Below are 20,136 nucleotides of genomic sequence, written 5' to 3'. Positions count from 1 at the left end.
ACCTGAACGCGCGGCAGGCGTGACGCCGGGCTTACGCTGGAAGGCGAGCTGAAACGTGTCGTCATCTGAAGCCGAATTGGTCGACGACGAGTTTTGGCCCCGCACCATTCCCAGTCGAGCTGAACCGGCAGCAGCTCACGTCGCCTTGCCGGCCGGCGCGCCTATGTCTTCCTCGGCAATATCGTCGAACGATGCGTAGTTCATGTTGTAGAGCCTGGCATAGAGGCCCTTGGCCGCCATCAGCTGCTCGTGATTTCCGCTCTCGACGATCTCGCCGTTCTGTAAGACGATGATGCGATCGGCGCCGCGTATGGTCGCCAGCCGGTGCGCGATGACCAGCCCGGTGCGGCCTTCCAGCAGCGTGACCAGTGCCTTCTGGATCAGCATCTCGGTGTAGGAATCGATGCTCGCCGTCGCCTCGTCCAGCACCAGGATTTTCGCATCCGCCACCAGTGCGCGTGCAAAGCTGATCAGCTGGCGCTGGCCGAGGGACAGATTGCCGCCGCGCTGTTCGAGCTCGGTGTCGTAGCCGTCAGGCAAATGCTCGATGAAGTCGTGCGCGCCAACGGCTTGCGCGGCGCGCACAACCTCTTCGCGGGTGGCCTCGGTCTTGTGGTAGCGGATATTTTCTAGCACCGTGCCGGAAAAAAGGAACGGCTCCTGCAGCACCATCGCCACCTGGTCGCCGAGCGAATCCTGCCTGACGTCACGGACATCGTGGCCGCCGACCCGCACCTCGCCCGACCAGACATCATAGAAGCGATGCACCAGCGCCATGCAGCTCGACTTGCCCGAACCGGTCGGACCGACAAGCGCGACCGTCTCGCCGGGATTGACGCGGAAGGACATGTTTTTCAGCACCGGCTGGTTCTGCCGGTAGCCGAAGGTGACGTTCCTGAACTCGACCGAACCTTCCATGTCGCGCGTCAGCGCCACCGCGCCTTGTCTGTCGCTGACATCGACCGGCACGTCGAGCACTTCGGAAATTCGCTGGCCCGACGCCATGGCACGCTGCATGACCGAGTACTGCATGGTGAGCGAGCGGATCGGGTCGAAGAAGCGCTGGATATAGAACAGGAACGCTACCATGACGCCGATGTCGAGGCTGTGCGACAGCACCATCGAACCGCCGACGACGATCACGGTTGCCATCGCAATGCCGGTCAGCGTGTCGACGATCGGCACCATCACCTGCGCATATTTGGCCGAGGTCAGGTGAGCCCTGAGATTGGCCAGCACCTTCTCGTCATAAAGGTCGAAATTGACGTGCTGGCGCTCCAGGCTCTGCACCGTGCGAACGCCATGGATGCCTTCGGCCAGCGCGCCATTGGCGATCGAGTTGGTCTCATGCGCGGCCATGAAGGCGACCTTGGCACGCGGCAGCCAGAACAGGCGCACGATGAACAACGCCGGCATGGTCGACAGCGTCAGCAGACCGAGCCGGAAATCGAGCCACAACAGAACGCTGACGATGCCGAACAGCAGCACGATGTCGCCCACCGACATCACCGAGGTCTCGAGGAATTCCTGCATGGAATTGACGTCGCCCTGCAGGCGCGACATCAGCCGTCCCACTTCGGTCTTGTCCATGAAGCTCAGCGACACACGCTGCAGATGGCTGAACATGGAGCGGCGCAAATCCGACAGCACATTCTCGGCCACCTTGCCGACGACGCTTTCCTGGATATAGCTGGCGGCATAGTTGATCAGGATGATCAGGGTGAAGGCACCGATCGCCCAGTTCATGACGGAGCTGTCGGCCTTGCCCGCCGCCATGCCGTGGTCGATGGCGTAACGGATGACCAGCGGGATCGCCAATTGCGTCAGCGTGAACACCAGCACGGCGGCCACCGAGATGAAGATCCGGCCCTGATACGGTTTCACGAAGCTCAAGATGCGGCGCACGATACGCGGATCGTAGACCTTGCCGAAGACCTCTTCCTCGTCGCGGTGCGAACCGACGACGGCCCTGGTGGGCCGCCGGCTGGTGTCTTCCTTCTGGTCGTCGTTCTGTGTCGACATTATGCGGCTCCCACCGCCACCGGCAAATCGTCGTCCGGCCGCAGCTGCAGGTCGTAAAGCGCGCGGTAGCGTCCACCCAGCGCCAACAATTCCTGGTGCGTGCCGCGCTCGGAGATGCGGCCATTCTCGACGAACAGGATCTGGTCGGCATGCATCAGCGAGCTCAGCCGGTGCGAGATGATCAGCGTCACGCGGTCCTTGGCAAAGCGCTTCATCGCGGTGCGGATTCGCTGCTCGGTGCCGGCGTCGACAGCCGCGGTGGAATCGTCGAAGACCAGCACCGAAGGCCGCAGCATCAGGGTGCGGGCGATGGTCAGGCGCTGCCGCTGGCCGCCGGAAAGCGATGAGCCGCGCTCGCCCACGACCGTGGTGTAGCCGGCCGGAAGCCCGATGATGTAATTGTGCAACTGGGCGTATTCAGCCGCCTGCCCGATGCGGGTCTCGCGCGCCCAGGGATTTCCATAGGCGATGTTGTTTTCGATCGAGGTGGTGAACAGGAAGGCGTCCTGCTGCACGACGCCGACCGCCTTGCGCAACGATTGCAGCGTGACCTCGCGTATATCCTGCCCGTCGATGGTGATCGCGCCTGACGTCACATCGTAGAAGCGCGGGATCAGATGCGCGATGGTCGACTTGCCGCTGCCCGGCGGGCCGACAATGCCGACGGTCTCGCCGGACCTGGCCTCGAAGGAAATGCCCGACAGCGCCGGCCGGCCGCCGGCGCCCGCGTAGCGGAAGCCGACATTGTCGAAGCACAGCAAGCCTTCGGTGACCACGAGATCCTTGGCATCAGGCGCATCCTCGATGTCAAGTTCGGCGTCAAGCAGTTCGAACAGCCTTGTGCCGCAGGTCGAGGCGCGGGCGAACGAGTTGACCATCAGCCCGAGCTGGCGCACCGGCATCTGCAGGATGGTCATGAAGGTGAGGAACTGCGCCAGCGTGCCGACGCTGATCTGGCCCGCGATCACCTTCTGGCCACCGAACCACAGCACCAGGCCCATGGCCGCCAGGAAAGAAAAATTCATGGCGCTGGTGTTAGAGACGCGGATGTCGACGCGCTGGTCGGCAAGCTCCAGCGCCGACTTCTTGGCGCGGTCGAATTTTTCCAGCTCATGCCGCTGCGCCGCAAAGGCGCGCACGACGCGGATTCCGCCGAGGTTCTCGTCCATCACCCGGCTCAGCACTGACAGCCGCTCCTGCAGCGTCAGCCAGGTGCTGCGCAGCCTGAGCTGTGTGACCGAGGAGCGCCAGGCGACGAACGGCACGAAACTCAGACTGAGCAGCCCGAGCTCGAGATCGGTGCTGATCAGGAGATAGGAGCCGACGCCGATCAGCACGCCGAGCAGCACCACGCGCAATATGCCGGTGGAAAAGAACATGCGCACGCCGTCGAGGTCGAGCAGGCCAAGCGTAATCAGGTCGCCGGTATGCACCCGGTCATGGAAGGAGAAGCTCAGCCGCTGGATCTTCTCGTAGAAGGCCAGGCGCAGCTCATAGCCGGTGCGGTGGCCAACGGCCTCGCCATAATAATTCTGCGCCATGGTGAAGAGGCCGCGCAGAATGCTGACGACGAGCAAGGTGATCGCCGTCGTCCACAGCGCCTGCTCAGCCGCCGCGCCGCCGCCTCCAGCCATCACGCCTTGCGCCTGGTCGATGGCGTGGCCGAGCAGGCGCGGGATGAACAGCTGCAGCGTCGCGGCAATGAAGGTCGAGGCGATGGTGATCGCAACTTGCCAAGGATGGCGCAGCGTCATGCGCACGATGCGCAGCAGCGTGCTGAGGCCCTTGCCCCAGGACGCCTCCGCCACATGGGCAAACGATTTGCCGCGCATCGCTGCGCCGCGGGTTGCATCCATTGCCAAGGAAAATACCCAATCCGATCCGGACATTAGCCCAGACGAATGAAAACAGACTCAGTTTCAGATACCGCGATGTTACGCCTCCATTTTGGCCGTTCAAGGGCCAATGGCGGCATCGCACTGTGCCTGAAAGGGGCTGATCGTCCGCGACCGCTTAAGCCCGTGTCGGCGTTAGAGGCGGCAGGCTCGTCACTTTAGGCCGATTGAAAAGATGCGAGCATGTGGGTTGCGCCAACCGCCATCATGCGTGACCTCGGCCAATGTGATCGGCTGCGGGACCGAGCGCAGTGAGCAGCGCCTTGCCGCTTTCCAGCGTCGCATTCTCATGCGGCGCGCGCAGGTTGAGCCAGCGTTTGTCGCCGGAGCGCACCGCCAGCACGGCCTTCATTGCCGGGATCAGGCCTGCATCCTGGATCACCTTGCGGAACGCCCTGATCGCGGCGTCCGCTTCCGTGACGTCTTGGCCGGCGATCGTCGCGTCGTAGAGGGCGCGGATAGCCGCAGCGTTGAGATTGACGGTCGCGGAGATACAGCCCGCAGCACCACTGGCGAGCCCCTTGGTCAGTTGCGCCTCCGAGCTGGGGAACACCGCGACGTCGGGTGCGGCGGCAATCACCGCCGCCGTGTTGTTCCAGTCGCCGGCGCTATCCTTGTAGGCGACGACCGTCTCTGGAAACGCCGCGCTCAACCGGGCGGTCAGGGCAGGGCTTACCGGCACGCCGGAGTTCTGCGGGATGTGGTAGAGGATCATCTTCAGCGCCGGGTTGGCCACCCTTTCGATCAGCTCGCTGTAGTAGCGCGCCTGGCCATCGTCCCCGGCGGCCGTGTAGAAGAACGATGGCAGCACCATCACGGCGGCGCAGCCGAGGCCGACCGCGTGCTTCGACAGTTCGACGGTTTCGGGCAGTGCGGTGACGCCGGTGCCGGGCATCATGCGCCCCGGCGAAATGCCTGATGCAACCAGCCATTCCAGCGCCTGCATGCGCTCGTCGAGCGAGAGCGACAGTGCCTCGCCCGTGGTGCCGAACGGCGACAGCAAATGGGCGCCCTGGCCCAGCACCCATTTGGCATGTGAGATCCACAGGTCACGGGCAATGCGGCCATCGTTCTCGAACGGCGTCAGGATCGGGGCGATGGTTCCTTGCGGGCGGGGCATGTCGGTCCTTCCATCGGTGCTGGAAATCAGCTTGGCATAGAGCATACGTGCGATGCGATCTGCCAGAGGCGATCTCTTGGGCCACCGCGCCGGCCGTGGGAAAACTTGCGGGTCATTGCCGCGAAATTCTGGCCCCTTGGTCTGCCGCAACCAGATGACGCCGGCGTCAATGGGTTGCAAATGGACCGGGGTTGCAAATGGACCAGGGTTGCAAATGGACCGGCCAAGCCCGAAATATCGGACTGAGACCAGATCCGGAAACGGCATGCACCCACGATTGCTCAAGACCTTCCTCGCCGTGGCGCGGCACCGCAACATCACCCGCGCAGCGCGGGAGGTTCATCTGGCGCAGTCGAGCGTCAGCGACCAGATCCAGTCGCTGGAAAGCGAACTTGGTATCGTCCTCTTCATCCGCTCGCGCCACGGCCTCGACCTGACGACGGCCGGCGACGCGCTGAAACCTTATGCGGAAGAGATTCTGCAACTGGCGGAGGAGGCGCGTATTGCCGCCGAGGCAACGACGGGAATGACCGCCGGAACGGTTACGGTCGGCGCGCTGGAGACGATTGCCACTGTCAAACTTCCGCAATGGCTGGCGGCCTTTCGAGGCGACCACCCGGAGATCGGTCTGCGGCTCAAAATCGCCGGCAGCGATGCCCTGCTGCGGCAGCTCGAAGAAGGCGAGATCGACGTCGCCTTCTGTTTCGACAAAGGCGGTCTGGATGAACGTCTGGCCCGGCGCACGATATCGGCCGAGCCGCTGGTCCTTGTCGCCTCACCCGAACATGCGCCCGCATCGGGGCAGAGCGACCTGGCCGCGCTCGCCGCGATGCGTTTCGTGGTGACGGAAACCGGATGCGTCTACCGGCATCTGTTCGACACTGCCTTTGCCGAGACGGAAGCGCCAGAACTTGCCGCCGAAGTCGGCAGCATCGGCGCCATTGCGGGCCTGGTGGCGACTGGTGTCGGCATGGGCCTGGTGCCGCGGCTGGCCGTTGCCGACGCGCTCGATCGCGGCGAGATCCTCGAATTGCCGTGGCCGGGTCCGGCCCGCACGGCGTCGCTGGTCATGATCTGGCGCCGCCGGCGGGTTCAGCCGCCGGCGCTGAAACTGCTGGCGGCCGCGGCCAGGAATTTCGCTGCGCTCAGATCAGCCGGTGACCGCCCTCGACATGCAGAACCGTCCCTGTCGTAAAACCGTTGCCCATCAGAAAGGCGATGGCATCGGCAATGTCGTCCGGCTGTCCGACGCGGCCGACCGGCAGGCGCATGGCCATTGCATCGAGCGTCTCGTCCTTCTTGTCGCCGGCCACAAAACTCCAGATCGGCGTGTCGACCCAGCCCGGCGAGACGGCGTTGACACGGACCGGCGCCAGCTCGACCGCCAGCGCCCGCACCAACCCTTCCAGCGCAGCGTTGACAGCGGCAACGACCGAGCCGCGCGCCGCCGGCCGGTAGGCGGCAATGCCTGAGGTGAAGGTGATGGAGCCGTTGGCCGAAAGCTGCGGCGCGCCATGCTTGGCGAGCAGCAGCGGCCCGTAGAATTTGCTTTCGACGACCCGCTGCGCCGCCTTCAGGTCGACTGAAGGCAATAGCTCATAGGCGCCTTCGATGTCGGCGGCGGTGCTGACAATATGGTCTAGCCGGCCAATTCGCTTGAACAGGTCAGCGACTTGATCCTCCCTGGCGATATCGGCCGCGACGGCGCTCAAAGCGGAAGGGTTCTGCAGCGCCTCGCCGGCACGCTTGAGCCTGGCTTCACTGCGGCTGACGATGATGACTTCGGCGCCTGAGTCCAGGCACCGCCTTGCCAACGCCAGCCCCATTCCGGAGCTGCCGCCAATGATAGCGATTTTCGATTTCGCGATGTCTGCCATGTTTCCGTTCCTGTCCTGAACCGCTCCGGATGAGAGTTCGCAAACCGGCGGCAGCAGTGGAAACGGAAGAAAGCGATAGTGCCATCGGAGGCTCCGATGGCACTATCGTCTATAGGAGCCGGCGCGGGCCGCTCCGTCGAGTGGCCCACCTGTCAATGAAGTGCGCTCAGTAGCCGACCGTGAAGCGCTGCTTGATATGCGCCGGCTTTTCGATCTCGTCCGCCATGACGATGGCATAGTCCTCGAAGGAAATGCTGCTGCCTTTGTCTGACGTCAGCAGCGTGTCCTTGCCGATGCGGTATTTGCCGGTCCGCTCGCCGGCGACGAACAGCGCGGAAGGAGACAGCAAGGTCCAGTCGAGATCGTCGACCGTCCGCAGCGTGTCGAGGAAGTCGGCGCCCTTCTGCGCCTCGGCCTTGTAGATATCAGGGAAGGTCGGCGTGTCGACCAGGCGCTTGCCGGGCGCAACCTCAAGGCTGCCGGCGCCGCCGACGACGAGGTAGCGTTTGACGCCGGAAGCACGCACGGCTGCGATGAGCGTATCGGGATCGCTGTCGAGGAAATGCACCGAGGAGATCACCGCGTCATGACCCTTGATCAGGGCGGCAAGGCCATCCTTGTCGAAGACGTCGCCCTTCTTGGCAGTCACGCCCGGAAGTGCCGCGATCTTGTCTGGATGCCGGGCAATGGCGGTGACGCTGTGACCGCGATCGGAGAGTTCCTTAAGCAGGCGCGAGCCGACCTGGCCGGACGCGCCGATAAGTGCGATTTTCATGGGGATTTTCCTTTCGTCTGGGGAGAATTTCGTCTGGGGAGAATTTCTGGGACTACGCCGCCTCGATGTGAGCGACGAGATTGTCGTAGCTGCCGAACAGCGCGTTGGCGCCGATCAGGCGCGGCGCCGTTTGGCCGATCACCGCGAGCGCGGGAACGCCATTGACATGCAGCCGCTGGAACAATGTCCGCCCGCGGCTGACCAGGTAGTCATGCTTCGCCAGAAACGCCTGCGTCGGCGCTTTCAAAAGCTTTGCCGCGTCGCTCATGCCGGCGTCGGCCAGTACCGCGGCGACGCCGTCAACCGTCACAATATCGCGGCCGTCGACATAGCGGGCATGCTGGATCGCCTTCAGTGCCGCAAGTCGCTGGCGCCAGTCGTCCAGTCCGGCGGCGTTGATGCCCATGGTGGCAGCGGAAGAATCGAGCAAGGTGCCGCTGACATTGAGCACATTGTCGAGATAGGCCTGGCTGAAGCGCTGTCCGCCCAGCCGCGCGATGCGCTGGTCATTGTCCCAGGCATGGGCGGCGAAGCCTGCATCCAACGGCCGCGCGCCGGCACCGGAGAAAAGCCCCACCGGCAGCAGTTCGAGCGCGGTCCCGGCGGCCAGTCGATCCAGCATCGGCGTGGCGCCATAGCACCAACCGCAGAGCGGGTCGAAAAGATAGGTTAGGGTTGCATTGGTCATGGCGGCATCATTCTGTTGCCCGATAGATGACAGCTGGACCGCTTGCGAAAAATAGCGATCAATCATACAAACTGTCTGATAAAATCAGACAATGAGCGGCCTGTGACCGAACTCCTCAATCTCAATCGGCTCGTCTACTTCGCCACCGTGGTGGAGACCGGCTCGTTCACGGCCGCTGCCGACCGTCTCGATGTTGCCAAGGCTGTGGTCAGCCATCAGGTCGGCAAGCTCGAAGAAGAGCTTGGCGCTACGCTGTTGCGGCGCACGACCCGGCGCGTGACGGCGACCGAAGAGGGTCGTCTGTTCTATGACCGGACCGCGATCATCCTGCGCGAGGCGGAGGCAGCCTATGGCGACATTTCGCAGCGAGCGGCGCAGCCGACGGGGACGCTGCGGCTGACGGCGCCGCTCGATTATGGCGAGAAGGTCGTGGCGCCGACCATCGCCGCCTACATCAGAAAATACCCGAAAATGCGGGTCGAGACGATCTTCGACGATGCGGTCAGCAGCCTGGTCGACGAGCAGATCGATCTCGGCATCCGCGTCGGCTGGCTGGCCGATTCCAGCAATCTGGCACGGCGGCTGGGCAGCCTGCAGCAATTCGTTGTCGCCAGCCCGGAACTGGCCGAGATGCTGCCTGGGAATGCCGAGCCCAGGCAGGCGAAGTCGCTGCCCTGGGTCGGCAACGCCCAGTTGCGCGGGGTGGGCCAATGGCTGTTCTCGAGGGGCACGGAAACGGTGCTGGCCGAACTCAACCCTGTCGTCAGTTGCGACAAGACACCGGGCGTTCTGTCCTGCGTGCTGGCCGGCATCGGCCTCGGCATCTTTCCGGATTACAGTGTCGCCGACGACATTGCGCGCGGCCGGCTGGTGCGGGTGTTCGCGGACTGGACCTTGCCGTCCGGTGGCATCCATGCCGTCTTCCCGCCAGCGCGCTTCAGGCCGGCCAAGGTGCGCGCTTTCGTCGACCTCTTGGTTGCAGCCGAACGGCGGCGCGCGCGCAGTGCCGTTACAGGCTGATTTCGGCGCTGGCTATGGTAATCAGGGAACCTTTGTTCGGCCCACGCTTTTGGATATGCTGCGATTCCGAACCGTCAGAAGGGTATTGCCGATGACCATCAAGATCCTCGCGACCTCCGCCCTTGTTCTCGCGCTTGGCTGCAGCCTGTCTACCGCAGCGCTCGCCAAGGAGAAGAAGCACCGCCATCGCCAGCCGGAACCGGAGCAACGCTACGTTCCCGCCCATCGCGACCTCTTCTATGCCCTGTTCGGCGGCCCGCGCTACTATGACAAAATGCTGATCACCACGGCGGCCGGCCCGTGCTCTTACGACCGGGTCGGGCCGGACGCGAATGCGCTGAACAAGGTCAACGATCACCATTGCGGAAAGTAGATTGGTCCCAAAGGCGGGGTCCTGCGTCCCAGGGTTACCGGATGACGGCCGCCGCGAACACGATAGAGACAGTCGATGACCGCTGGTGAGAAATGGTCTCCGTCCGAAAAGAAAGTCGCCCGCACTGCCTATGACGCAGCGCTGAAGGTGGCGCTCGACAAGACGTTGGCTGAACTCAAGAGCAGGGCCCACGTTGCGGCAACGCCTTCCGAAATATGGGATGTCGAAGACTTTCTGCGGCAGCAGCGACGGAAGATCAACCAGATGTTCGACTATCGCTATTCACAGCTAATACAGGTCTTCGCCAATCTCATCCGGCAAGGCTATCTCGAGGAGAATCTCCTTGTTGGCTTGTCGGAAGACAAGCGGCAAACGATCCGAAAATACGCCAGCTGGAATCGCGAAGGGTAGGGGTCCTCTTCGGGGACCTTGGCGCTGCATTCAAACTGGACCATTCACCATCTTCGCGCGCGCCGCGCAGCTCGAGTTCAGCCATGGCGTGCCTCCGTGGCATCGGCTGTCGCGCCTCTGTCCTTGTCGTCCTGCGCCATCGCCAGCGGCGCACCCGGTTCGCCTTCCCACAGGATCAGGCTGGCGGCGCCGATCAGCCCGGCCCGGTCGCCGAGTTCAGCCTGCACGATCGGCACGTCGCGATAGGCCGGCATCGCCCGCTGCTGGATGACCGCTCTGATCGACGGTGCCAGAAGGTCGAACCCGTTGGAAAGGCCGCCTCCCATGACAATCAGATCGGGCGAATAGAGATGAAGCAGGTTGGTGAAGCCGATGCCCAGCCATTGTGCTTCCGCCTCGATCAGGTCGAGAGCGTTGGCGTCGCCGGCCTTGGCAGCCTCTACGACATGCCTGGCCGAGACGTCGCCATCATTTGACAGCCGTCGTAAGAGCGAGCCGTCGCCCGGCGCGGTCAGTCGCGTCGCGCGGCGGCCGAGCGCGGTTCCGGAGGCAACGGCCTCGAAGCAGCCGATGGCGCCGCAAAAGCAGCGGTCGCCTTCACCGGTGATGGTCATGTGGCCGATCTCGGCCGCCAGTCCGCGCCTGCCGTGATAGATGTGGCCATCGGCGACGACGCCGCCGCCAATGCCGGTCGATACGGTGACGAACACCAGCGATCCGCTGCCACGTCCGGCGCCAAAACGCCATTCGCCGAGCGCCGCCGCATTGGCGTCATTCTCCAGCCGCACCGGCAGGCCGAAATGCTGCCCCAGAATGTCGATCAGCGGCACATCATGCCAGCCGGCCAGCGTCGGCGGCGCGATCACGATGCCCGCCTTGGGGTCGAGCGGTCCCGGCGCGCCGACGCCGATGCCGGCGACGTTTGCCTGCGGGTGTTCCCTAAGCAGCGTGCCTGCCAGAGCGACGATCTGGCCGATCACCGCCTCGGATCCCGCACCGGCAAGCGTCGGCGCTGAAGCATGAGCGACGATGCGGCCATCGCTTTCGACCAGCGCACCGCGCAGCGCCGTGCCGCCGAGATCGAAGGCCAGCGCAAGCTTGGTCATCAGGCGGCGACCTCCAGCCCGTGCAGCCAGGCCATGCGCCGGGCAAGGTCGGGATCGCCGAAGGCCAGCGAGCCCAGCACCACGGTCTCCGCACCTGCGGCGCGCAGCAAAGGCACGGTCTCGTGGCGGATGCCGCCATCGGCGGCGAGCACGATGTCGGCCTCGCGGCCGGCTTTGCGCATCAGCACGCGCGCCTCGATCAGGCGCGGACACGCCTGCTCCGACAGGCTTTGGCCCTTGACGCCGATGGAAGTGCCGAGCAGCGTCACGAACGCCACTTCCGGCAGGAAGGGCGTGACGGCCGCGACCGGTGTTTCCAGCCGCAGCACCACGCCGGCCTCGGCCCCGAGTTCACGCGCCAGTCTCACGGCGCGCAGACCGGTCTCGCCATTTTCGGCGTGCACACTGATCAGGTCGGCGCCGGCCTCGATGAACTGGCGCGTCTGTTCCTCGACGATCTCGGCTTCGACCATCAAATGGACATGGATAGGCTTTGCGGTGAGCTTGGCGATGTGCGCCACCAGGTCCGGGAAGAACAGGAAGCCAGGGGTGAAGCGGGCATCGGCGACGTCGATATGATGGACATCGGCATGGGTCTCGATGCGCTTCAAATCGCGCTCCATATTGGCGAGGTCGGCCGACCACAGCGAAAACTCGCCGATAAGCCGGTTGCGCGGCAGGGCGGCAATTGCTGCGGGGCCGGACAGGGGCTTGTTCGTCGTCATCGTCTCAGGCTCCGTAGCCGCGCATTGTCTGGCGGTTGGTTTTGACGGCGCCGGCAGGGTCGGCGGCGGCCGTTTCGGACTCTTCCTCCAGCACCAGCCAGCCGTTGAAATTGGGTGCAGCACCAGCGATCTCGATCACCTTCGCCGTGTCACAGACGCCCTTGCCGAGCATCGCCCAGGTTCCATTCGCGTCGACATCCTTCAGATGCACATAGCGGATGCGGTCGCGATAAGTGGTGAGCGTATCCGCCATGTCCTGGCCACCGCGCAAGATGTGGCCGGTGTCGGGCACCCAGCCCACCAGCGAGGCGTCGAGCAGCCCGAAGATGCGGTCGTAGTCGGCGCGGTCGAACAGCAGCGTGTTGTGATGCGAGCTTGGATGCACCGCGACCTGGACGCCGGCCTCGCGCCCGAGCTCGCCGGCTTTGTTGTAGACCTCGGCGGCGATGGCAAACTTGTCGTCGCGCGGCCCGTCGGAAACGATCGTGGCCGAGCCCATCGACACCAGCGCGCCGGGAAAGGCGGCGGCGAAGTCGATCCAGCGTTTGGCGGTCTCCAGGTCGGCGCCGATCTCATCCCTGAGCGTGAAACCGCTCTTGGAGCCGAAGGCGAAGGAGACGAGCGTCAGCCCGGATGACTTCAGCGCGGCGGCGAACTCCGCTGGCTTGGCGGCATAGCGGCCGATCATCGTGTCGGTGATCTCGATGCCGGCATAGCCGCCATCGGCGATCGCCTTGAGCAGATCGTCCGGGCCGCCGGCAAAACGGTCGCCGAGCATTTCCCAGGTAAAGGTCTGGCAACCGACTTCCAGATCTTTCACGGTCATCCTTTCATTCCTTGATTCCACCTCCGTTGGAGGGACATCCTACTTGACCGACCCTGCGGTCATGCCGGCGAGGAAGAACCTCTGGGCAACCAGGTAGATGACCAGGAGCGGCAGCGAGCCGAGCACGCTCATCGCCATCATCTGGTTCCATTCGAATGCGTGTTGCCCCATCAACAACTGGATGCCGATCGGGACGGTGCGCATGGACGTCGACTTCGTCAGTGTCAGCGCAAAGAGAAATTCGTTCCAGCACAACAGGAAGGTGTAGACCGACGTCGCCACGATACCAGGCAGTGAAATCGGCACGATCACCCGCCACAGTGCGGTCCAACTGGTGCCGCCGTCGACAGCCACCGCTTCATCGAGGTCGCGGGGCAAGGTGTTCAGATATCCCGTCATCAGCAGGATCGCATAGGGCAGCGTAAACACCAGATAGGTCAGGATCAGCGCGACATAGGTGTCGAAGATGCCATACGAGACGACAAGCCCGAAGAAGGGGATCAAAAGCGTGATCGGCGGGATCGTCTGCGTGCTGATGATGAGAGTGTTGAGGCTGCCCTTGCCGCGGAAATTGAAACGGCTGAACCCATAGGCCGCCAGCAAGGCGATCAGCACCGTCAGCACGGTCACCGCTCCGGCCACGAAGTAGCTGTTGAAGAAGAAGCGCAGCTTTACCGGGTCGCCCAGGATGGCCGCATACGCTTCCAGCGTGAAGGCCTTCGGCAGGACGGTTGGTGGCAGGGCAAAGATTTCGGTGTTCGACTTGAACGAGCTGCTCAGCATCCAGTAGATCGGGAAGGCCGCGAAAAAGAGCCCTGCGGCAAGCGCGACATGGAGCGCGGCGGTGATCAGCCTGTCTTTGGGCGTGTGCATTTTCCTCATGTGACTACCGAGCCTTTTGATAGCGGATGTAGAACAGCGTCAGGCCGAGAGAGATCAGCAGGATGACCACGGCGCTCGCCGAGGCCTGCGACAGGTTGTAGCTCGAAAACGCCAGCTTGTACGTGTAGGTGCTGAGGACCTCGGTAGAGTAGATCGGACCGCCACCCGTCGTTATCCAGATCAATGGAAAGACCTGCATGGTCCAGATGAAGTCGAGCAGCGAGATGCTGATGATGATCGGCATCAGCTGCGGAATGGTGATGAAGATCAGCTTCTGGTAGGCCTTCGCGCCGTCGATATCGGCGGCCTCGTAGAAATCCTTGGGAATGCCCTGCAAGCCTGCGAGCAGGCTGACCATGAAAAGCGGGTAGCCCGCCCAGATATTGGCGAAGGTGACGGCGTGCAGCGCGGTCGCGGGCGAGGAAAACCACTCGACCTTGGAACCGATGATGCCCATCTGCATGAGAACACTGTTCACGACACCGTTCGGCTCAAGCAGAAGGCGCCAGATCACCGCGATAATCACCGCGGTGAACAGCCAGGGCAGTATGTACAGCACGCGCAGGATGTTGCGCAGCGTCGGATTGATGCGGTCGCTGTTCAGCATGAGTGCGAAGAGCATGCCGATGGTCATATGGAAGACGACACTCATGCAGGTGAAGTAGAGCGTGTGCCACAGCGAGGCCCAGAACACCGGATCGGCAAAGATCGCCTGGTAGTGTTTCAGTCCGGCAAAGGACGGGTCGCGACGCAGCACCGCGCTGTTCTGGAACGAATAGCCAATCACCGTCACCATCGGCAGCAGCATCAGAAGGCCGATTATGAGGAGCGATGGTGACAGATAGAGATAGGGTGCGACCGCTCGTTTCAGTCGATGGTGGGAGCGCTTCTGCCCGGTCATGTGCGACCCCTGGGATGTGCCTTCAAGAGGAAGGTGCGCTTCAAAAACAGGTCCATCTCAAATTGCCGATCCGTTGTTGACGGGTGGCCTGGCCGAGGCCGGGCCACCCGGTGGAAGATAGCAAACGGGCAATGGCCGCTCAGAATTTCGCCATCCAGCCCTTTTGAGCGTTGGTTGCGGCTTGTTCCGGAGACTGCTCGCCGGCAAGCATCTTCTGAGCCTCCACGTCGAACTGGGTCATCAGGTCTTCAGCCACCGGCAGGCCCGTGAACTCGTTGGCGAGATAGCCGGTCTTGAAGATTTCGAAAGCCTTGGCGAAAGCCTTGTCCGCAGTCACGAAATCGGGCTTGGCGTTGACGTTGCCCGGGAAGGCATTTGCAAGCGACACGAGCTTGGCATTCACCTTCTCGCTCATCAGATATTGGACGAGCTTCCAGGCTTCATCCTGATGTTTCGAGGCGGCGGAGATGCCGATGCCCCAGGAGGCGTAGGGAAGGCCGCGCTTGCCGCTGTAGTCCGCCACGACCGGGACCGGGATCAGGTCGAAGTTCAGCTTGGGATTGCGTTTGCGGATGAGGTTCACATGCGCAAGCGAGTCGATCATCATTCCGACCCGATCGTTGACGAATTCCTCGACCTTCTCCTGCTCGGTCTTGGTGGCAATGCCGGGCGAGATGACGCCGGCGTCGTTCAGTGATTTGACGAAGGTGAGCATATCGACGACCGGCTTGCCCTCGAGAGCCGGCTTGCCTTCAACCATCATCGATTGGCCCGAGGCCCAGACCCACGACATCAGGTCGTTCTGGACACCGGACGGCGTTTGCAGCGACAGGGGCAGCACCCAGCCATACTGGTTCTTGTCGGCGTGGGTCATCTTCTTGGCGGCTTCGAGAAACTCCGCGCGGGTCGACGGCAGCTTGGTCACGCCTGCCTGGGCGGCGAGGTCCAGATTGACGAAGACCGGATAGACGAACGAAGCCACGGGAAACATCACCGCCTTGCCGTCCACCTTGATGATATCCGCGACCTGGGTCTTGTCGAACCCGCTCGCATCCATCATCGGGTTCATGTCGGCCAGCGCACCCTGCGCGTTCAGATTGTTCACCCAGGCGCCGTCGAGACCGACGACGTCGCTGAGCGTTCCGGTTGCGGCGCCGACCGAGATCTGGTCTCGCGTGGTCGCATAGGGACCGCTGACCAGCGTCACCTTGATGCCGGGGTTTGCAGCCTCGAAGTCGTTCATGATTGCCCTGAGCGATCCCGCCGGCAATTCGGGCTCCCACCATTGGGTGAATTCCAGCGTCGTGTCCGCCATGGCGCCGGTTGCACCAAGCAACCATGCGGCCGCGGCTATTTTCAGCATCGCGGGTCCTATCCGAAACATCATTTTCTCCTCCTTCTTCAAGATCGGCCGCACAATGCGGACGATCGTCTGTTCATTCAGAAGCCTTCTTGTATCTTCCGCAGGCACCTCGCTCCCGCCCGCGGTCTTCCGCAGATCTTCAGATCGCCAGATGCGTTTCGGGATCGAAGAAATGGAACTTGGCATCATCCACGGCCAACCGGATTTCCGAGCCGGAGCGGACGGCGCTGATCGGCTCGAACCTCGCCACCGCGTTCGACGCCAGGCCGAAATCGTCCACCGCATCCGGATCGCCGGAGTCCACCCGGACCGCGTCGATGTTCATGTGGACGATCTGTTCGGAGCCGAGTTCCTCGATCGAGGTCACCCTGGCCGGTATCGTCTGATACTTGCGACCGGATTCAAGGCTGCTGTCATAAAGATCCTCCGGTCTGATCCCGAGCACGACCTTGCGCCCCGCATACGACCTCAAGGCCGGCCTGCGCACGAAGGCTGCATCCTGCAGCCGGACGGCGAAGTCGCGAAAAGCGAGCTCGCCGCCCTTCAGGGTCGCCTCGAAAAGGTTCATCGAAGGAGAGCCGATGAAGCCGGCAACGAAGGCGTTAACCGGCGATTCATAGAGCCTCTTGGGTGTGTCGACCTGCTGCAGCACACCGCCTTTCAACACCGCGACTCTGTCGCCCATCGTCATCGCTTCGATCTGATCGTGGGTCACGTAAATGGTCGTGACGCCGAGCTGCTTTTGCAGGCTGGTGATTTCGGCGCGCATTTGCACACGCAGTTTCGCATCCAGATTGGAAAGCGGCTCGTCCATGAGAAAGGCGGCCGGCTCGCGCACCATGGCGCGGCCCATGGCAACCCGTTGACGCTGCCCGCCTGACAGGTTCGCGGGTTTGCTGTCCAGCAAAGACGTCAGCTGAAGAGTTTTGGCGATCTCGTCCACGCGCTTCTTGCGCTCGGCCTTCGGCTTGCCTGCCAGCCGCATCGAAAAGGCGATGTTTTCGGATACCGTCATATGCGGGTAGAGCGCGTAGCTCTGGAACACCATCGCGATGTCGCGGTCCTTGGGCGGCATGTCGGCGACGTCGACCCCGCCGATCCGAAGGCTGCCGCTGGTGATGTCTTCCAACCCCGCGATCATTCGCAACGCCGTGGATTTGCCGCAGCCGGAAGGCCCGACGAGGATCAAGAACTCGCCGTCCTTGACCGACAGGTTCAACTGGTCGATTGCGCGAAAACTGTTCCCGTAGGTTTTGCAGATCTTCTCAAGAATGACTTCTGCCATATTCCTCCCTCCACAAGTATAAGCCCTGATTTTTTATGATTCTCCTGGGCTTGTGTTCGCCTGCGAAATGTTTCGTCGGATCGTTTCAGGTCATGCTCCAGCATCCACATGCGCATTTTTCAGGTTGACTGCTGACGGCGCGTTCGCCGATGCCAGGAGTTGCGTGACCTGGTCCTCGGTCGGAAGCGCCTCGCGCCCGCCACGCCCCGTTATCGAAACGGCCGCCGCCGCGGCCGCGAATGCCACCCGGCCCGCGGTGTCGGCTCCGCGCGTCAACGCATGGGCATAGGCGCCATGAAAGCAGTCACCCGCGCCTGTGGAGTCGACGACCGCAACCCGGTGCGGGGGCAGGTGCCAGAGACCTGTCTCTTCACGGCCGCGATAGTACACACCCCTGCCTCCATCGGTCAGAACCACGGCGGATCGCGATGGCAACCACAAGGCATCGAGCATCTCGGCAGGCGATCGGCGCCCCGTGGCAGTCCGTGCAAAGCTAAGTGGAACAATGAGATGGTCGCAGAGCGCGATCAGCCGCTCCGTGGCGGGGCCGCTGCTCCATTCGATATCGCCGAGGATCGCAAGGCCGAGATCGCGAGCCCGAGCCACGACATCCAGCGACCCGGTCGCATAGCTATCTACGATCAGGACGGTTGCGCGGCTGAGGATATCGTCCGGAAAGTCCGGAGCGGTGCCCAGCATCGCATCGTCGTCATACGCGATGAACCTTTCCCCGTCCGAGCCGACGGTGATCCGCGAGTGCACCGGGCGCGCGTCGGGATGGCGCGGCGCGAATGCGGTTTCAATACCGCTCGCCACGAGATCGAGCTGCACCGCGTCGTCCGAGGCACTGGCCAGCCATCCGACGAACCCGGCGGTTCCGCCGAGCCGCGCGACGGCGGCCAGCGCCGTCGCGACATTTCCCCCGAAGGCGCGGGTACTTTGCAGAACCTTACCCTTGCCCGCCGACAATGGCTGATCGACGTAGACGATGTCGTCTATCGCAATAGCGCCGAAGCCGAGGATCGAGGGGATGGTGGGCATCGTTCAGGCACCCGCCTTCGCCAGGGCGTCTTGCGCCGAAAGGCCGTCATGGATGACGCCGCGAAAGGCAAGCGCTGCCTTCTCCGGATCGCCGTGCCCCCAGAGATTGCGGCCGACCACGGCGCCGCGCGCGCCGGCACGGATGGCGTCCGCCGTCTGCTGAAGCGCGCCGAGCAGCGTATCGGTCTTTGGACCGCCCGCGATGACAACCGGCACCGGGCAGGTCCGGACGGTCTCCCGGAACGACTCGAAATCGCCGGTGTAGCCGATCTTGATCACGTCGACGCCGGACTCGTAACCGATGCGCGCCGCATAGGCGATCTCGTCGGGGGTGAAGACGATCTTTGCTCCGTCGGTGAAATCGCGAGGGTAGATATGCGCCACCACAGGCATGCCGTAGCGGGCCGCCGCATTCACCGAATCGGTCAGCCAGCGTATGTATTTGCCCTCCGTCGCGCCGCGCACCGGAATGGCCACGGCCAACGCATCGGCGCCCGCGCGCACCGCATCCTCGGGCGTTGCGATCAGCTCGCTGATGCGATCGTCCGCGGTGAAACAGCCCGCCTGAATTACCAGGGAAGCTTTGCCCGCATATTGCGGCCACAGATGGCGCGCAGTGCCAGGCTGGATGCTGACATAGTCGGGTTTGCCCGCCATGACGCGTGCGAGCGCACCCGGCAGGTCGGCAAGGCCGCCTTTGCGCACGTCGCCATAGCCGACGAAGTGGTCGACCGCGCCGCCAAAAAGGTTCCCCGATGGATGCGAGAAGAGGCGCGCGAGACGCACCTTGGTTCCTAGGCTCATGAGTGCAAAATTCCCTGATCGGTTGATTTAAAAATGCTCGATCCAGTGTTTCCGAAAGAAAAAAGAAAAACAATCTTTCGAAAGCTTTCGAATCTGCATATTTCTCCGTAAGGTGAGCCAAGGCCAGGGCGATTGCCTGGCGCGGGAAGGCAAGGCAGGGCAATGTTGTCGGAGCAGAGACGCCAATCGATCCTGGGTGAGGTGCAACGCAGCGGACAGGTTCGCATCAAGGACCTGTCGGACGGGTTTGGCGTGTCGGAGGTCACGGTGCGCTCCGACCTCGAAATACTGGACCGCAAGGGACTGCTGACCAAGACCCGTGGAGGGGCGGTGACCCGGACCACCGATTCGACGACGGCCGCGTTCGCCCGGCGGATGCAAACGAACCTCGACGCAAAGAAGCGCATCGCCCGGGCGGCGCTCGACCTGTTCGAGGACAACCAGTCAGTCATCTTCGACGGCGGCTCGACCTTGATGCAACTTGCCATGCAGTTACCGCCGCTCAGCAATGTCGTGGTCGCGGCCACGGCCATGAACATCGTGCAGCATCTTATGCATCGTCCCGGGCTCGACGTTCATATGATCGGCGGCCGGGTCTATCCCGACACGGTGAGCACGCTGATCACCGATGCCGATACGGCTCTCGGCGGCCTGGTAGCGCATCAGGTCTTTGTTGGAGCGCATGCGATAGACTCGTCACTGGATGTGGTCGACGTGAACGAAGACATGGCGCGAACGAAGCGAAACCTCGTTCGCATGGCCCGGCGCGTTGTCCTGCTCGCCGATTCGAGCAAATGGGGCGTCAGCGGGACGTCCAAGGCATTTTCGCTGTCGGCCGTCGATGTGGTGATCACCGACGATGGCCTGCCCGGTCCAATACGCAGCGAGCTTGATAGGATCGGGGCCAAGGTGATCTATGCCTGAACCCATCCCGGTCTCTGATGCGCGACGGAAAGCGCGCATGACCCACGGGCTTCGCAGCGGCCGTCGGCCGTTTTTCATGCCGGTCATGTTCTCCTCCT

Annotated in this window: 20 protein-coding genes; 5 read left to right on the top strand and 15 right to left on the bottom strand. The window is 63.1% G+C overall.

Going from position 1 to position 20,136, the window contains the following annotated elements:
• Positions 1–135 precede the first annotated feature (135 nt).
• From NKL06_RS08270 to NKL06_RS08260, 3 genes are all read right to left on the bottom strand, one after another.
• The gene (locus tag NKL06_RS08270; RefSeq protein WP_023692226.1) at positions 136–2,022 is read right to left on the bottom strand and encodes an ABC transporter ATP-binding protein; all 1,887 of its coding nucleotides are present in this window, start codon (positions 2,020–2,022) and stop codon (positions 136–138) included.
• Positions 2,022–3,854 (bottom strand): ABC transporter ATP-binding protein, encoded by a 1,833-nt coding sequence (locus tag NKL06_RS08265; protein ID WP_245267103.1) that lies wholly within the window; start codon positions 3,852–3,854, stop codon positions 2,022–2,024. The genes NKL06_RS08270 and NKL06_RS08265 overlap by 1 nt, the downstream gene beginning before the upstream one ends.
• A gap of 268 nt (positions 3,855–4,122) precedes the next feature.
• Positions 4,123–5,037: a dihydrodipicolinate synthase family protein gene (locus NKL06_RS08260; protein ID WP_023692224.1), complete on the bottom strand. Its 915-nt coding sequence runs from the start codon at positions 5,035–5,037 to the stop codon at positions 4,123–4,125.
• A 265-nt stretch (positions 5,038–5,302) separates the two neighbouring features.
• Here NKL06_RS08260 and NKL06_RS08255 point away from each other — a divergent pair, with 265 nt between their 5' ends.
• Positions 5,303–6,232: a LysR family transcriptional regulator gene (locus NKL06_RS08255; protein WP_031208315.1), complete on the top strand. Its 930-nt coding sequence runs from the start codon at positions 5,303–5,305 to the stop codon at positions 6,230–6,232.
• Here NKL06_RS08255 and NKL06_RS08250 read toward each other — a convergent pair.
• The 3 genes from NKL06_RS08250 to NKL06_RS08240 form a co-directional block, all read right to left on the bottom strand.
• Positions 6,183–6,914 carry an SDR family oxidoreductase gene (locus NKL06_RS08250; RefSeq protein WP_023692223.1) on the bottom strand — a complete coding sequence of 244 codons (732 nt, stop codon included), beginning with the start codon at positions 6,912–6,914 and terminating at the stop codon, positions 6,183–6,185. The two genes, NKL06_RS08255 and NKL06_RS08250, sit on opposite strands and share 50 nt — an antisense overlap.
• Positions 6,915–7,080: 166 nt before the next feature.
• Entirely contained in the window at positions 7,081–7,689 is a 609-nt protein-coding gene (locus tag NKL06_RS08245) for an NAD(P)-dependent oxidoreductase (RefSeq protein ID WP_023692222.1), read from the bottom strand.
• A gap of 52 nt (positions 7,690–7,741) precedes the next feature.
• On the bottom strand, positions 7,742–8,377 hold the full coding sequence (locus NKL06_RS08240; protein WP_023692221.1) for a DsbA family protein: 636 nt from the start codon (positions 8,375–8,377) through the stop codon (positions 7,742–7,744).
• A gap of 102 nt (positions 8,378–8,479) precedes the next feature.
• Here NKL06_RS08240 and NKL06_RS08235 point away from each other — a divergent pair, with 102 nt between their 5' ends.
• The 3 genes from NKL06_RS08235 (at position 8,480) to frp (ending at position 10,181) form a co-directional block, all read left to right on the top strand.
• Entirely contained in the window at positions 8,480–9,397 is a 918-nt protein-coding gene (locus tag NKL06_RS08235; protein ID WP_023692220.1) for a LysR family transcriptional regulator, read from the top strand.
• Positions 9,398–9,488: 91 nt separating this feature from the next.
• Positions 9,489–9,770, top strand: coding sequence for a hypothetical protein (locus NKL06_RS08230; RefSeq protein ID WP_023692219.1), 282 nt, complete (start codon positions 9,489–9,491; stop codon positions 9,768–9,770).
• Positions 9,771–9,845: 75 nt separating this feature from the next.
• Complete coding sequence (gene frp / locus NKL06_RS08225) at positions 9,846–10,181, top strand: fluorescence recovery protein (RefSeq protein ID WP_023692218.1); 336 nt, start codon at positions 9,846–9,848, stop codon at positions 10,179–10,181.
• Positions 10,182–10,258: 77 nt separating this feature from the next.
• On the opposite strand, the gene NKL06_RS08220 is transcribed toward frp, so the two are convergent.
• From NKL06_RS08220 to NKL06_RS08180, 9 genes are all read right to left on the bottom strand, one after another.
• Entirely contained in the window at positions 10,259–11,287 is a 1,029-nt protein-coding gene (locus NKL06_RS08220; RefSeq protein ID WP_023692217.1) for an ROK family protein, read from the bottom strand.
• Complete coding sequence (locus NKL06_RS08215; RefSeq protein WP_023807540.1) at positions 11,287–12,012, bottom strand: ribulose-phosphate 3-epimerase; 726 nt, start codon at positions 12,010–12,012, stop codon at positions 11,287–11,289. Before NKL06_RS08215 ends, NKL06_RS08220 begins: the two co-directional genes overlap by 1 nt.
• Positions 12,013–12,016: 4 nt before the next feature.
• Positions 12,017–12,838, bottom strand: coding sequence for a sugar phosphate isomerase/epimerase family protein (locus tag NKL06_RS08210; protein ID WP_023692215.1), 822 nt, complete (start codon positions 12,836–12,838; stop codon positions 12,017–12,019).
• Positions 12,839–12,877: 39 nt separating this feature from the next.
• On the bottom strand, positions 12,878–13,720 hold the full coding sequence (locus NKL06_RS08205; protein ID WP_023686993.1) for a carbohydrate ABC transporter permease: 843 nt from the start codon (positions 13,718–13,720) through the stop codon (positions 12,878–12,880).
• Between the two features lie 4 nt (positions 13,721–13,724).
• Complete coding sequence (locus NKL06_RS08200) at positions 13,725–14,621, bottom strand: carbohydrate ABC transporter permease (protein WP_023682645.1); 897 nt, start codon at positions 14,619–14,621, stop codon at positions 13,725–13,727.
• Between the two features lie 139 nt (positions 14,622–14,760).
• Complete coding sequence (locus NKL06_RS08195; RefSeq protein ID WP_023692214.1) at positions 14,761–16,008, bottom strand: ABC transporter substrate-binding protein; 1,248 nt, start codon at positions 16,006–16,008, stop codon at positions 14,761–14,763.
• 115 nt (positions 16,009–16,123) lie between these two features.
• Positions 16,124–17,269, bottom strand: a complete 1,146-nt coding sequence (locus NKL06_RS08190; RefSeq protein ID WP_023692213.1) for an ABC transporter ATP-binding protein — start codon at positions 17,267–17,269, stop codon at positions 16,124–16,126.
• A gap of 90 nt (positions 17,270–17,359) precedes the next feature.
• Entirely contained in the window at positions 17,360–18,310 is a 951-nt protein-coding gene (locus NKL06_RS08185) for a PfkB family carbohydrate kinase (protein WP_023692212.1), read from the bottom strand.
• A gap of 3 nt (positions 18,311–18,313) precedes the next feature.
• A complete protein-coding gene (locus tag NKL06_RS08180) occupies positions 18,314–19,114 on the bottom strand; it encodes a beta/alpha barrel domain-containing protein (protein WP_023692211.1) in 801 nt (266 codons plus the stop codon).
• 162 nt (positions 19,115–19,276) lie between these two features.
• Here NKL06_RS08180 and NKL06_RS08175 point away from each other — a divergent pair, with 162 nt between their 5' ends.
• Positions 19,277–20,038: a DeoR/GlpR family DNA-binding transcription regulator gene (locus tag NKL06_RS08175; RefSeq protein ID WP_023692210.1), complete on the top strand. Its 762-nt coding sequence runs from the start codon at positions 19,277–19,279 to the stop codon at positions 20,036–20,038.
• Positions 20,039–20,136: the final 98 nt, after the last annotated feature.

Source organism: Mesorhizobium sp. C268A (assembly GCF_040324475.1).
In the GTDB taxonomy this organism is placed as follows: Bacteria; Pseudomonadota; Alphaproteobacteria; order Rhizobiales; family Rhizobiaceae; genus Mesorhizobium.
This window is presented reverse-complemented; position numbering and strand designations above follow the sequence as displayed.

What these genes read in the sequence shown, in the direction of transcription:
- NKL06_RS08270 (WP_023692226.1), bottom strand. Translation starts at nt 2,022, where the DNA reads ATGTCGACACAGAACGACGACCAGAAGGAAGACACCAGCCGGCGGCCC.
- NKL06_RS08265 (WP_245267103.1), bottom strand. Translation starts at nt 3,854, where the DNA reads ATGCGCGGCAAATCGTTTGCCCATGTGGCGGAGGCGTCCTGGGGCAAG.
- NKL06_RS08260 (WP_023692224.1), bottom strand. Translation starts at nt 5,037, where the DNA reads ATGCCCCGCCCGCAAGGAACCATCGCCCCGATCCTGACGCCGTTCGAG.
- NKL06_RS08255 (WP_031208315.1), top strand. Translation starts at nt 5,303, where the DNA reads ATGCACCCACGATTGCTCAAGACCTTCCTCGCCGTGGCGCGGCACCGC.
- NKL06_RS08250 (WP_023692223.1), bottom strand. Translation starts at nt 6,914, where the DNA reads ATGGCAGACATCGCGAAATCGAAAATCGCTATCATTGGCGGCAGCTCC.
- NKL06_RS08245 (WP_023692222.1), bottom strand. Translation starts at nt 7,689, where the DNA reads ATGAAAATCGCACTTATCGGCGCGTCCGGCCAGGTCGGCTCGCGCCTG.
- NKL06_RS08240 (WP_023692221.1), bottom strand. Translation starts at nt 8,377, where the DNA reads ATGACCAATGCAACCCTAACCTATCTTTTCGACCCGCTCTGCGGTTGG.
- NKL06_RS08230 (WP_023692219.1), top strand. Translation starts at nt 9,489, where the DNA reads ATGACCATCAAGATCCTCGCGACCTCCGCCCTTGTTCTCGCGCTTGGC.
- frp (WP_023692218.1), top strand. Translation starts at nt 9,846, where the DNA reads ATGACCGCTGGTGAGAAATGGTCTCCGTCCGAAAAGAAAGTCGCCCGC.
- NKL06_RS08220 (WP_023692217.1), bottom strand. Translation starts at nt 11,287, where the DNA reads ATGACCAAGCTTGCGCTGGCCTTCGATCTCGGCGGCACGGCGCTGCGC.
- NKL06_RS08215 (WP_023807540.1), bottom strand. Translation starts at nt 12,012, where the DNA reads ATGACGACGAACAAGCCCCTGTCCGGCCCCGCAGCAATTGCCGCCCTG.
- NKL06_RS08210 (WP_023692215.1), bottom strand. Translation starts at nt 12,838, where the DNA reads ATGACCGTGAAAGATCTGGAAGTCGGTTGCCAGACCTTTACCTGGGAA.
- NKL06_RS08205 (WP_023686993.1), bottom strand. Translation starts at nt 13,720, where the DNA reads ATGAGGAAAATGCACACGCCCAAAGACAGGCTGATCACCGCCGCGCTC.
- NKL06_RS08200 (WP_023682645.1), bottom strand. Translation starts at nt 14,621, where the DNA reads ATGACCGGGCAGAAGCGCTCCCACCATCGACTGAAACGAGCGGTCGCA.
- NKL06_RS08195 (WP_023692214.1), bottom strand. Translation starts at nt 16,008, where the DNA reads ATGATGTTTCGGATAGGACCCGCGATGCTGAAAATAGCCGCGGCCGCA.
- NKL06_RS08190 (WP_023692213.1), bottom strand. Translation starts at nt 17,269, where the DNA reads ATGGCAGAAGTCATTCTTGAGAAGATCTGCAAAACCTACGGGAACAGT.
- NKL06_RS08185 (WP_023692212.1), bottom strand. Translation starts at nt 18,310, where the DNA reads ATGCCCACCATCCCCTCGATCCTCGGCTTCGGCGCTATTGCGATAGAC.
- NKL06_RS08180 (WP_023692211.1), bottom strand. Translation starts at nt 19,114, where the DNA reads ATGAGCCTAGGAACCAAGGTGCGTCTCGCGCGCCTCTTCTCGCATCCA.
- NKL06_RS08175 (WP_023692210.1), top strand. Translation starts at nt 19,277, where the DNA reads ATGTTGTCGGAGCAGAGACGCCAATCGATCCTGGGTGAGGTGCAACGC.